This is a genomic window from Paenibacillus humicus NBRC 102415, assembly GCF_004000905.1.
Classification (GTDB): domain Bacteria; phylum Bacillota; class Bacilli; order Paenibacillales; family Paenibacillaceae; genus Paenibacillus_O; species Paenibacillus_O humicus.
Genome location: NZ_BIMD01000001.1, coordinates 41,230 through 53,741 on the forward strand (window position 1 = coordinate 41,230; position 12,512 = coordinate 53,741).

Annotated in this window: 13 protein-coding genes; 12 read left to right on the forward strand and 1 reads right to left on the reverse strand. The window is 60.0% G+C overall.

What is annotated here, in order from left to right; genetic code table 11:
- The first annotated feature begins 80 nt into the window (after positions 1-80).
- The 12 genes from PHU01S_RS00190 (at position 81) to PHU01S_RS00245 (ending at position 11,081) form a co-directional block, all read left to right on the forward strand.
- Complete coding sequence (locus PHU01S_RS00190) at positions 81-830, forward strand: metallophosphoesterase family protein (protein ID WP_127505423.1); 750 nt, start codon at positions 81-83, stop codon at positions 828-830.
- Positions 831-924: 94 nt separating this feature from the next.
- Positions 925-1,506 (forward strand): TraR/DksA C4-type zinc finger protein, encoded by a 582-nt coding sequence (locus PHU01S_RS00195; RefSeq protein ID WP_048748527.1) that lies wholly within the window; start codon positions 925-927, stop codon positions 1,504-1,506.
- Positions 1,507-1,598: 92 nt separating this feature from the next.
- Positions 1,599-2,348 (forward strand): DUF421 domain-containing protein, encoded by a 750-nt coding sequence (locus tag PHU01S_RS00200; RefSeq protein ID WP_127505425.1) that lies wholly within the window; start codon positions 1,599-1,601, stop codon positions 2,346-2,348.
- 71 nt (positions 2,349-2,419) lie between these two features.
- Positions 2,420-4,168: an ABC transporter ATP-binding protein gene (locus PHU01S_RS00205; protein WP_048748526.1), complete on the forward strand. Its 1,749-nt coding sequence runs from the start codon at positions 2,420-2,422 to the stop codon at positions 4,166-4,168.
- Positions 4,165-6,042 carry an ABC transporter ATP-binding protein gene (locus PHU01S_RS00210; protein WP_127505427.1) on the forward strand — a complete coding sequence of 626 codons (1,878 nt, stop codon included), beginning with the start codon at positions 4,165-4,167 and terminating at the stop codon, positions 6,040-6,042. Before PHU01S_RS00205 ends, PHU01S_RS00210 begins: the two co-directional genes overlap by 4 nt.
- A gap of 99 nt (positions 6,043-6,141) precedes the next feature.
- A complete protein-coding gene (locus PHU01S_RS00215; RefSeq protein WP_127505429.1) occupies positions 6,142-7,053 on the forward strand; it encodes a helix-turn-helix domain-containing protein in 912 nt (303 codons plus the stop codon).
- Between the two features lie 275 nt (positions 7,054-7,328).
- Positions 7,329-8,321: a serine hydrolase domain-containing protein gene (locus PHU01S_RS00220; RefSeq protein WP_048748523.1), complete on the forward strand. Its 993-nt coding sequence runs from the start codon at positions 7,329-7,331 to the stop codon at positions 8,319-8,321.
- 55 nt (positions 8,322-8,376) lie between these two features.
- Entirely contained in the window at positions 8,377-8,718 is a 342-nt protein-coding gene (locus PHU01S_RS00225) for a hypothetical protein (RefSeq protein ID WP_021878582.1), read from the forward strand.
- Positions 8,719-8,882: 164 nt separating this feature from the next.
- On the forward strand, positions 8,883-9,272 hold the full coding sequence (locus PHU01S_RS00230) for a hypothetical protein (RefSeq protein ID WP_127505432.1): 390 nt from the start codon (positions 8,883-8,885) through the stop codon (positions 9,270-9,272).
- Positions 9,273-9,384: 112 nt separating this feature from the next.
- Complete coding sequence (locus PHU01S_RS00235; protein ID WP_127505434.1) at positions 9,385-9,819, forward strand: organic hydroperoxide resistance protein; 435 nt, start codon at positions 9,385-9,387, stop codon at positions 9,817-9,819.
- Positions 9,820-10,001: 182 nt separating this feature from the next.
- A complete protein-coding gene (locus PHU01S_RS00240) occupies positions 10,002-10,754 on the forward strand; it encodes a GNAT family N-acetyltransferase (protein WP_049867482.1) in 753 nt (250 codons plus the stop codon).
- A gap of 108 nt (positions 10,755-10,862) precedes the next feature.
- Positions 10,863-11,081, forward strand: coding sequence for a cold-inducible protein YdjO-related protein (locus PHU01S_RS00245; protein ID WP_021878586.1), 219 nt, complete (start codon positions 10,863-10,865; stop codon positions 11,079-11,081).
- 251 nt (positions 11,082-11,332) lie between these two features.
- On the opposite strand, the gene PHU01S_RS00250 is transcribed toward PHU01S_RS00245, so the two are convergent.
- Entirely contained in the window at positions 11,333-12,367 is a 1,035-nt protein-coding gene (locus tag PHU01S_RS00250) for a HoxN/HupN/NixA family nickel/cobalt transporter (protein WP_048748536.1), read from the reverse strand.
- Positions 12,368-12,512 lie beyond the last annotated feature (145 nt).

Below are 12,512 nucleotides of genomic sequence, written 5' to 3' on the forward strand. Positions count from 1 at the left end.
CGCTGATTGCTTCCGGTGTATTGTAGCAAATCGGCGCCGGCAACCGCAATTACGAGGGCAACAACAAGGAGGGCTCCTACATGGATAGATTTCGAACGATCGCCATCAGCGACATTCACGGCTGCAGCCGGGAGCTTGGAGAGCTTTTGCAGAAAGTCGGTTATCGCCCCGGAGAGGACAGGCTGATCCTGCTCGGCGATTACGTGGACCGAGGACCGGACAGCTGCGGCGTCATCGACGCCGTCATGGCTCTGCTGCGCGAAGGCGGGGGCCGGGCGACCGCGCTGAGAGGCAATCATGACCAGCGCTTCCTGCAATGCCTGCGCCATCCTGAGCCCGAGCTGCTTGACAAGTTTCTCGGGCAAGGGGGGCATGAAACGCTGCGGAGCTACGCTCGCGCCGCCGGAACGGAATACCGCGGGGCGGCAGACGCCTCCGGCGTGCTCCGGCTTATCCGCACCGAATTCAAGGAGCATGTCGAGCTGCTGGACAGCCTCGATCTGCATGCGGAGGACGAAGCCTTCATTTATGTCCATGCAGGCATTGATCCGGCTGCCGGGTCCAGCTGGAAGGATCAGCCCAGAGAGCTGTTCATGTGGATAAGGGAGCCGTTCCACCACGCTCCGGTGACGGCGGGCAAAACCGTCGTCTTCGGCCATACTCGTACGATCAAATTCCAGAAGGAGCCGTCGGTCTGGTTCGGCGGAGACAAGATCGGAATCGACGGCGGCTGCTCGGCGGGCGGCCGTCTCAACGCCCTCCTGATCGACGCAGCCGGCGGCGTGAGCGAGGACGCTGTCAACGCGGGAGAATCCCCGGCGGGCCGCTGAGGCATTGCGGCCATTCCGCTGGTGACGCTTGCTTCATTTGCCGCCTCCTGAGGGTATAGGTAGCTATAGAACGAATTGCTTAGGAGGAGACAGCATGAAACATCTCAAGCCATCCCAGCTGGACTTTCTGAAGAACAGCCTGCTGCAGGAGAAGAAGGAGCTGGAGGCTCACTTCGACCTCAATCGGGAAACCGATCTGGAGGGAGCGCCCCTGACCGCCACCGATTCCGACGGGGAGCTGTCCAGCTACGACAATCATCCGGCCGATTCCGGGACCGTCACGTTCGAGAAAGAGCGCGACATGGCGCTAGACGAAAAGCTCGGCAAGAAGCTCGCTCAGGTGAACCGCGCGCTGAGCTTGATGGAGGAAGGCAAGTACGGCCTGGATGCTTCCACCGGAGAACCGATTCCGTACGAGCGTCTTGAAGCGATTCCCTCGACCCGGCATACGGTCGACAACGTTCCTGAACGGGAAAGTGGGGAGTACCGCCCCGTCGAAGAAGAGGTCATGACGCTGCCGCCGACGGGAGCGGGAGAGAGCAGGCAAGCTCATTCCGGCCGCTTCGACGACGCGGATGCCTGGAAGACGCTGGAGGAATACGGCAACGCCTCCGATACGGTTGCTGCCCAGCCGGAAGGCGCCGAGGCCGCAAATGAAATGGAAAAGCTTCGCTAATCGAAGCGCTCCTATCGAAGCCATAGGAAACAGGAAATCGGACCGTTCCGCGGTCCGGTTTTTTTTCGGATCGACACCGGGGGAGGGACGGAATGGACCCATTGTTCGGGCAAATTGCGCTCAAGCTGCTGATCGCGCTTGTCAGCCTGATGATCATGACGAGAGTGCTGGGCAAAAAGGAGATTTCGCAGCTGACCGCATTCGACTTTGTATCTTCGCTCATGCTAAGCGAGCTGGTCGGCAATACCATTTACGACAAGGAGGTCGGATACGGCCATCTCGTGTTCGCCTTGGCTGTCTGGACGCTGCTGTCCTACGGCATGGAGAAGCTGCTGAACCGGATTCCCTGGCTGTCCAGGCGGGTGACGGGCTCGCCGGATCTGGTCATCCGGGAAGGAATCATCGACCGTGCGGCGATGAAGAGGAACAATCTGGACTTCGGCCAATTGAGCATGCTGCTGCGCGAGAACGGCGTCTTCTCCGTGCGCGATGTCGCTTATGCGCTGTTCGAGACCAACGGCAGCATCAGCGTCCTGAGCAAGCCGGCCGCAGGCGGCAGTCAAAAGGAGGAGCCGGACAGCCCTTCCTTGCCGGTGAGCGTGATCGAGGACGGAGACATCGTCGACAGGGCGCTGGAGTCGCTGGGCAGGGACCGCCAGTGGCTGCTCGGATTGCTCGCGCATATCGGCATCGATGATAAGAGGCAAATCCTCTATGGGGAATGGTCGGACGCCAGCGGCTTGTTCTATCAGCTTCGTTCCCAGCGGCCTCCCGGGCCGGGAGCGAAGAAGCTGCGGAACAGGGATCGGACCGCTGAAAAAGCGGGTGAAGACCTTGTTTGACAGAAGATTTCGGCGAAGATTAAGATGAGTAGGAATGAATTGGTTTAGAAGTAAAATAAGGAGGGAAAGCCTTGTTCAAGCTGTTTCGGCTGCTGAAGCCATTCCGGCTTCAGATTGCGGCCGTATTGGCGCTTGTCTTTTGCCAATCGTTGTCCGACCTGTATCTTCCGACGCTGCTGTCGGACATCGTGGACAAGGGCATTTTGAAGGGCGACGTGCCTTATATCTGGAGAATCGGCGGCTTCATGCTGCTCGTGTCCGCCGCGGGTGCGGCCTGCATCATCGCATCCAGCTTCCTGTCGTCCCGTGTCGCCTCCGGCTTCGGCCGCAGCGCCCGCTCGAAGCTGTTCGCGCATGCGGAGAAGTTCTCGCTGCCGGAGTTCGACCGGATCGGGACGGCCTCGATGATCAACAGGACGACGAACGACGTCAACCAGGTGCAGCAGGTTCTGATCATGATGATGAGAATGATGGTCAGCGCGCCGATGATGTGCATCGGCGGGCTGATCATGGCCTTCTCCAAGGATGCGAAGCTATCCCTGCTCCTTGTCGCAGTCATTCCGGTCATCGGCCTTACGATCTTCGCCGTCATGCGCAAGGCGATTCCGCTGTTCAGGGCGATGCAGGTCAAGCTCGACAAGCTGAACCTCGTTCTGCGCGAAGGCTTGACCGGCATCCGGGTCATCCGCTCCTTCAATCGCGGGGAGTACGAGCAGGGCAGGTTCGACTCGGCCAGCCGCGATCTGGCCGATACGGCGCTGCGCGTCAACCGGATGATGGCGATCCTGATGCCGACGATGATGCTCATCATGAACCTGACAACCGTGCTCATCGTCTGGTTCGGAGCGAAGCGGATCGATGCGGGAGACATGAATATCGGTAGCCTGATCGCGTTCATCCAGTATGCCAGCCAGATCATGTTCTCGCTCGTCATGATGTCCATGATGTTCGCCATGGTGCCGCGCGCAGCGACTTCCGCAGCCCGGATCAACGAGATGCTGGATATCGCTCCGACGATAACCGACGGGCAGGCGAAGCCGTCGCCCGCAGCTTCGCCGAGGACAGGCGCAGCTCGCGGGGAGGTTGAATTCCGCGAAGTGAGCTTCCATTATCCCGGTGCCGAGAGGCCGGCGCTGGACCGGGTCAGCTTCACGGCCAGGGCGGGAGAGACGACCGCTGTCATCGGGGGCACCGGCTCCGGCAAGACGACCTTGCTGAACCTCATCATGAGGTTTTACGATGCGGGAGAGGGCGAGGTGCGGGTCGGGGGCAGGGATGTCAGAAGCTTGTCCCAGGAAGAGCTTCGCGCAGGAATCGGCCTCGTGCCGCAGAAGGCGCTGCTGTTCTCCGGCTCGGTGAGCGGCAACATCCGCTACGGCAAGGAGGATGCGACGGATGCCGAAGTGCGCCATGCCGCTGAGGTGGCGCAGGCTGCCGGCTTCGTCGAAGCGATGCCGGAAGGCTTCTCGACGGACATCGCCCAAGGCGGAGCCAACCTGTCCGGAGGGCAGAAGCAGCGGCTGTCGATCGCGAGGGCGCTTGTGAGGCGCCCCGATCTGTATCTGTTCGACGACAGCTTCTCGGCGCTGGACGCGTCGACGGAATCGAGGCTTCGCGCCGCGCTGGCGGAGGAGACAGGTGGAGCCGCCGTGCTGGTGGTTGCCCAGCGGGTGAGCTCCGTCATGGGAGCGGATCGGATCCTGGTGCTGGATGAAGGGCGATTGGCTGGCGACGGCACCCATGCAGAGCTGATGGAGAGCTGCGGCGTCTACCGCGAAATCGTGGAATCCCAGCTCCGGACAGAGGAGGAATCGGCATGAGCGAGGAACGGCGGACGCCGCCGGGACGCCATCCCGGCGCGATTCCGCGGATGGGCGGAGGGCCGGGTCCCGGAGCGATGATGCCCGGAGAGAAGCCCAAGGAATTCAAAAAAACGATGCTGCGGCTGCTCCGGTTCCTGAAGCCTTACCGGCTCAGGCTGCTGCTGGTGCTGGCAAGCGCCATTGCCGCTTCGGTGTTCTCCATCGTCGGTCCCAAGCTGCTCGGGCACGGGACCGACATCATTGTGAAGGGCGTCGTGGCGAGAATGAATGGAGCTGCCGGCGTTCCGTTCGATTATGCCGGCTTGCTGCATGTTCTGGGATGGCTGGCAGGCTTGTACGTTCTCAGCTTTCTGTTCGGGTACGTCCAGCAATATCTGATGGCTGGCGTTACCCAAGGAGCGGTATACCGGCTGAGAAAGGAAGTGGACGACAAGCTGCAGAGGCTCCCTCTGCAGTTCTACGACGCCAAGTCGCACGGCGATATTCTGAGCCGGGTCGTCAACGACGTGGACAACATCAGCGGCACGCTGCAGCAAAGCTTGACTCAGCTTATCACCTCGGCCGTCACGCTCGTCGGCGTCATCGTCATGATGCTGACGATCAGCCCCTTGCTTACGCTGATCGTCTTTGTCACGCTGCCGCTCAGCTTCCTGGTCACCAAGGCGGTTGCCAAGCGGTCGCAAAAGCATTTTGCCGGCCAGCAGCGGTCGATCGGCGAATTGAACGGCCATGTCGAGGAAATGTTCACCGGACACCGGATCGTCAAGGCGTTCGGCCGGGAGAAGGAGTCGGTGGAGCGCTTCGAGGCCATCAACGGCAAGCTGTACCAGTCCGCCTGGCGCGCCCAGTTCATCAGCGGCACGCTGATGCCGCTCATGTCCTTCGTCGGCAATCTGGGCTATGTGCTGATCAGCGTCGTCGGCGGACTGATGGTGACCCGGGGCGGCGTCTCGATCGGGGATATCCAGGCGTTCATCCAATATGCGAGACAGTTCACGATGCCGATCACGCAGCTGGCGAACATCGCCAACATCATCCAATCGACCGCGGCTTCGGCGGAGAGGGTATTCGAGCTGCTGGACGAACAGGAAGAAGAGCCGGACGGCACGTCGGAAGCCGGACGCGGCATCCGTGGAAATGTCGCTTTCGAATCGGTGGATTTCGGCTACAAGCCGGAGGTTCCGTTGATGAAGGGGCTGTCGATCGAAGTGAAGAGCGGGCAGACGGCGGCGATCGTAGGTCCGACCGGTGCGGGCAAAACGACTCTCGTGAACCTGCTCCTCCGTTTCTATGAGGTGGACGGCGGCAAGATCACGATCGACGGCCGGGATATCCGCCAGCTCACCCGAGGGAGCCTGCGCAGCCTGTTCGGCATGGTGCTGCAGGATACCTGGCTGTACAAAGGCACGATCCGGGACAATATCGCCTACGGCCGCACGGAGGCGACCGACGCCGAAATCGAGGATGCGGCCCGTGCGGCGCATGCCGATTTCTTCATCCGCACGCTCCCGGAAGGGTATGAGACCGTACTCAACGAGGACGCCAGCAACTTGTCCCAAGGGCAAAAGCAGCTCCTTACGATCGCGAGGGCGCTGCTGGCCGATCCCGCCATCCTCATTCTCGACGAGGCGACGAGCAGCGTGGATACGCGCACGGAAGTGCAGATCCGGCATGCGATGAAGGAGCTGATGAGAGGCAGGACGAGTATCGTCATTGCCCACAGGCTCTCCACGATCCGGGACGCGGATGTCATTCTCGTCATGGACAAAGGCTCCGTAGCGGAACAGGGCACGCATGAGGAGCTCATCGCCCGTGGAGGCATTTATGCGGAGCTTTACCGGAGCCAATTTTCTGGAAATGAAGCCTCCTAATATGAGAATCGTTAAAGGTTCATGAGAGAACCTTAACCGACTGTGCCCCCTGAAGTCCTGTACACTGGGACGAAGGGTTTGGTATTGGAGGGAATCATCATGTATACAAAAAGATGTTTGTTTTGCGACGCGATCGTGCCGGTGAAGGCCGGCCCGGCGCAGGAAGAGCGCTTTATCGGCTGCGACTGCGCGCCGGGGGCGGAATATTCGCTGGCCGAAGGAACGTACGACCGGCTCGGCATGCTCTCTTATCCGCGGCAGCGCGAGCTGTTCCCGCTGGCGTCGGCATATATACGGGAAATGGCAGACTGCGGCAAGGAAATCCGGCTAGACCTCGAGCAGGTCGAGATGCTGCCGGCATCACCGCAGGTGCCTGCGACGGTCGAAGCGAAAGCAGACAGGCTGCTGGCCTTCTTGCGCAGGAACAGCGAGTCGCCGGGAGATCCGGTCGTCATCCACCGCTTGTCGCGCAGCTATAATCTGACCTACTCCCAGAACCTGCAGGAGATGGTCTATGTCATCGAGATGCTGCGCGAGCAGGAGCTCATCGAACGGACGGGATCGACGTTCAGCCTGACGGAAGGCGGATGGAGCCGCGCGGAGCTGGCCGTATCCGGCCGCACGGCGAAAACCTGCGCGCTGGTGTTCGCCGACAAGGGCGGAGAGCTGCCGGAGTGGGCGGGCCATGTGCTGCCGCTGCTGCAGCAATGCGGCTACATCCCGCGCATCCTGACCCGGGATGAAGAGGACGGGCGAAGCCTGCTCGAGCAGGCTGCTGCTGCCGACCTGCTGCTGGCCGACTTGACCGGCAATCCGCCGGAGGCTTATCTGGCGACAGGCAGCGCCGCGGCTTCGGGCGTGCCCGTCATCTGGACGGTGCAGGACGGCGGCGCGGATAGCCTGCCTCATCTGGAAGGACTGATTCCGATCGTCTGGAGCCGGCCGGAGGAGCTGTCGGCTATTCTGCTGCAGCGTCTGGGCAGCGGCCTGCAGCTGCGCAAGACGGGCTGATCGGCATCGGCCGACTTCTCCAGGGAATCGACGAAAGGCTTCGCGCTTCGATATCGGGGCGCGAAGCCTTTTTTGTTTTTCCGCCGGTAGAGCCGATAGCCGTCGACGGATGGCCTGCGCGGCGGGATGCATATCCGGGCATCCGGACAACTCTTTTTGACTTGGAGCGGTCCGACTGTTTCAATAAAGCAGAAGGCGTGTATTGGAATCCATTCGAATAAGCCGGAGCATCCGGCATCATTCTATTAGCAGGGATCGGCAAGGGGGTATCCACCATGACGGCAACGGCAGCGTCCCGATGCGGTTCGGCCATTATGCTGACGGACAAGCAGGCCATGCAATTGGACAGCTGGAAAATCAAAGGCATTTATGCGGAGCAAGGCGGCAAGGTTCTGCTGGAGTGGACGGCCGGCGGCCCGGATCGTCCCGCTTCCATCTATTCCTGCACGAAGAGCGTGCTGTCGGCCTTGATCGGAATCGCGGTCGGACAGGGACTGATCGGCAGCGTCTCAGACCCGGTCTTCTCTTATTTGGACATGGAGGAGGAAGGGATCGCCAAGGCGATCGAAGACGATCCCCGCAAGCGGGACATTACGATACAGCATCTGCTCACGATGACGAGCGGCCTCGATTGGCCGGATTTCGACAAGCCGTATTGGGAGATGAAGAAGGCCGCATCACCGGCCGCATTCGTCCTGGGGAGAGAGCTCGCGCATGAGCCGGGAACGGCGTTTACGTACAATACGGGAGGCTCCCAGCTGCTCTCCGTTATTCTCACCCGCGCCGCGCAGGAAAGCCTGCCCTCGTTCGCCCGCAAAAATCTGTTCCGTCCGGCCGGCATCGGCAGCGCCAGATGGAACCGGCTCGGAGAAGGGCATGAGGCTGGCGCCGGACTGTCGATGAGCATGAAGGATTTGTCCCGGTTCGGAAGGCTTTATCTTCAGCAAGGAAGATGGAACGGCGAGGCGATCATTCCTCCGAATTGGATCGCGGACTCGCAGAAGCCTCATCATAAAGGTCTTCTTCATTACGAGCCGTCCATCTACGGCTGCTACGGCTATCATTGGTGGGTGTCCCCCGAAAGCAAGCAGGACGGCCCCGGCTACTATTTCGCCTTCGGATACGGGGGACAATACCTGTTCGTCATTCCGTCGCTGGACATGACGGTCGTAGTGCGCAAAAGCCTGGACGGACGGAACAAGTCGATCTATTCCCGCCGCGTCCTGACGGAGCTGGTCATCCCGGCCGCGACTGGACATACTTGGTGAGAAAGCGGGCATCCTAAGGATATCCAGGCAGCAGCCCCAATAGGAGGAATCAGAGATGAACATGAATGGACAGCAGGGAGCTTCCGGCTCGGAGGAGATCAACAGCCTTACGATGAGCTATGAGCAATTCCAGGAGCAGGTGCGCATGAAGCGCATCCAGGATCAGGAGGCCGGCAAGGCCGCCCTGCACCGTGCGGGAGCGGACAGCAGCGGCGAGAAAGTCCGCGGACTGGTGAACACGATGCAGGAGCTCGTCCACGAGCTGAGCATGATGGAAAATCAGATCCAGGTGCAGGCGGACGCGCAGCTGAGGCAAATCCGCAAGCTCAAGGAACGAGTGAGCGCGGCCGAACAGGAAGTCCGGAGCAGCATTTCCGGCGGACAGCAAACGCATTAGACGTCTCGCACGGCAACGGAACCGCCTTTCGTTCGGAACCGCAGCGCCTGCTGGAATCCGGCCTCTGCCGGTCCCTCGCAGGCGCTGTTTGGCATGGAGCCGGACTTTGGCCGGAAGCGCCGGTTTATGATATGCTGGTACCTAACCGAAAGGAGGCAGCGCCCTTGAATTCCGATTTCATTCCCGTTCGCGAGCTGGAGGGAACTCTGCTCTTATCGATCAAAAAGCCGGATTTCGGCATGACCCTCACCACTTCCGAACTTATCTATCATAAACCCCATGCCAACTATCATCTGAAGCTGGAGGACATGGTTAGCATCGTGCCGTTCGCCAATCCCAAGAAGCCTGCGGCTCCATTACGCGCCTATCAGGATGGGACCGCCGAATACGCGGTCAGCTTCACGGAAGGACCGTCTTACCGCATCCAGGTCGCCTCGGCGATGATGCATAACCGGAGCGGACGCTTTGCGCTGGGCGCGATGCAGTTCGTGCTGCCGCTCCCGAACCGGATGCTGCAGCTCATCGGAACCTATAGCGGCATGAAGCTGATTTGAACGCTATCCTCCGGGGATGTCCTCCCGGAGGATTTTTTGCGATTAAAATCGGGTCCGGAAGGTTATATTCAAGCATGTACGAATGAATGAACCGAAAGCGAGGAGAGGCAACATGGATGCACTCTATACAGCGGAGGTAACGGCCCGCGGCGGCCGTCAGGGCAGCGTCAAATCATCGGATGGCGTTCTGGATTTGCCGCTGGCGATGCCGAAAGGACTGGGCGGCAGCGGCGCCGAAGCGACCAATCCGGAGCAGCTGTTCGCGGCCGGATACTCGGCTTGCTTCGAAAGCGCTCTTCAGCTCGCTGCCCGCAAGCAAGGAATCGATGCAGGCGGAGCCGAGGTGACCGGCCATGTGTCGATCTTCAAGGAAGGGGAAAGCTTCGCTCTGGCGGTAAGGCTGGATATATCCATTCCGGGAGCGGAGCTGGAGCAGATCCGCAAGCTGGCTGAAAAAGCCCATGAGCTGTGCCCCTATTCCAAGGCGACAAGAGGCAACATCGAGGTCGAGCTCAATGTGCTGAAGAGTCAAGCCGCGCAGGCCTGAAAAACATGGCTCCTGTCCGCGCAGGTCTGAAGAGACATCGGCCATAGGCATCCTTCCCTCAGGGGGAGGATGTTTTTTTTCGTTAACCAGGAATGCAGGCATAGGAAAAAGAAAATTGAATAAAAATAAATAATAAAGTATATTTATACCTATGAGATTCAGTCAGATTCGGAGGGACTCCATTGAAAGCATACTATGAAGTTGAAGAGGCGGCGCTCAACAGCTGGCCGGCTCTGCAGACAAGAAGCCTGGGCGGATGGCTCGTCAAAGCCAATCAAGGGTATACAAAGAGATCCAATTCGGTTCAGCCGCTGCATCATTTCGGTCCGATGGAACAGCATCTGGAACATAAAATCAGCCGCTGCGAGCAGTTTTACCGGGAGACCGGCCAGCCTGCCATCTTCAAGATCACACCGTTCACGGAGCCGGAGCATCTCGATTCCGTGCTTGCGCGACGCGGGTACCGGATCGCAGATCCATCCACGGTGATGGTAACGCCGATACCGGCCGCTGTGCCGGCAGGGGCGGGCGAGCTCGTGCTGGAGGACCAGCCGAGATCCTACTGGCTGTCCTTGCTTGTGGAGTGGAACGGGCTCAAAGCGAGCGAGGAGAAAACCTTCGTCTCCATGTTCGATTCCTCGCCGCTGCCTCGCGTTTTCGCCGTCTTGTATGCTCAAGGCCGGCCGGTCGCGCTCGGAGTCGGAGTGCTTGACGGGGATTACCTGGGGCTCTATGACATCGTGACGGCTCCTGACTGCAGGGGACGCGGCCACGCTGCCGAGCTCATCCGCGGCTTGTACCGCTGGGCGGCGCAGCGCGGAGTGCGCCAGAGCTATCTTCAGGTCGTCACCGGCAACAAGCCGGCAGAAGCGTTGTACGCCAAGCTCGGCTATCGCGAGGCTTATCCGTATTGGTACCGGGTGCAGCCGGAATAGCTGTCAAGTCTTTACTTTGCGAGGATCAGAGGTGTATAGTAGTCAGGCTGTCTCTGCGACGGGACGGCGTCAACAGACTGACCCGACATAAGAAAGGAATGCACCCTCTTGACGACTTCCGAAGATACGAAACCCGAACTGATTCCTACAAAAATATGGAAATGCCGCAACGCCGACTGCAAGGCATGGGTCCGCGACGAATTCGCGGCCGAGTCGCAGCTGTGCCCGATGTGCAAAGGCCCGATGCTGCGGAGCATGAGGCATCTGCCTGCCGTACAGAATAAAATCAAGCGCAAGCCGAAGCCGAAGGACGAGTACGGCTTGTAATCCGGCAGCTTACCTGATTTCGCCCCCGGCTGATGGCAGGCCGGGGGCGAGTTTTATTAGATGAAGAGGTCCGGACAGACATGTTCGATGCGGTGCGATATGGTACAATAAGACGAGTAGAACAGCTGGAGCCGGGCGGCGCCGGTCATTAGGCTCCAGCTCCTGAACGCCTCTCCGCGCTTGATAGGGCGGCCGGCAGGAGATGTGCACCAGACGCGGAAGATGGAAACTTTTCGCTGTCCATATTCGTCTCAATTTCGGGACGCCTTGGCCTTCGCGTCGGCTATTCTCCAGGCCAGCCAGGATATTCCCCAGGATAGGGCGAACAAGGCTGCAAGCATATAACCGAGCTCGGAAAATTCCAGTGCGGCGACGGCTTTCATGATCGGAGACTGCCAATGCAAGTAGCCGTCCAGCATCTGAACGATTTCGACGCCTCCGATGAACAGGGCGCTCGCCACGGAGAGGAACGTTACGGTCAGGTTGTAGCGAAGATGCCGTACAGGGGACTGCACCGCCCATTTGTAGGCACGCGTCATGAAGATTCCGTCCGCTGTGTCCAGCATGCTCATGCCCGCTGCGAACAGGATCGGGAGCGACAGGATGGCGAAGGCGGGCAGCTCGCTCGCAGCCGCCGTAGCCGATAGCGCGAGAAGTCCGATTTCGGTCGCCGTATCGAAGCCGAGTCCGAACAGGAACCCGAGCGGATAGACATGCCAGCTCTTGCCGACAAAGGCGGTCAGCGGCTTGACGAGCCTGGCGATCCAGCCGCGCGACTCCAGCAGCCGGGCGAGCTCTTCCCGATGCTCGGCTTCCCGGTATATCCGGCTCAGCTTGAAGAGTTGGATGAGGACGGCCAGATTGGCCAGGCCGATGAGCAGCAGGAAAGTGCCGGAGACGGTGATGCCGATCCGGCCGCCGATTTCCTGCATGGCCGGCAGGCGCTCCTGCGCCCATTGGAAGGAAAGGGCGACGGCGAGCACCATGAGGAATACGACGCTGGAATGGCCGAGGGAGAAATAGAAGCCGACGCCCAGAGGACTGCGGCGGAGCTCGACGAGCTTGCGCACCGTATTGTCGATCGCAGCGATATGATCCGCATCGAATGCATGCCGGAGTCCGAGCGTATACGCCAGAATTCCGAGTCCCCAGAAGGCGGGATGATGGCTTGCAGCCAGGAACAGGCCGGCGAGCCCGGCTGCATGCAGAAGCAGGACGACAGCCGCGTATGCGGCCCAGGAACGGTCTTTGCGGACGGATGCGGGCGCGGAGGAGGATAAAGGCATGGACATGTCAGGTTACATCCCTTCGAGGCGGGTTTCACAGCGGATGGACGCTGCGCATCGCTAAAAGTTTTAGAAAATGTACCATCCTATTTCGAAGCGGTCAATAATGATGTCAGCTTTTATTTCATGAATGGATACGGTCGTT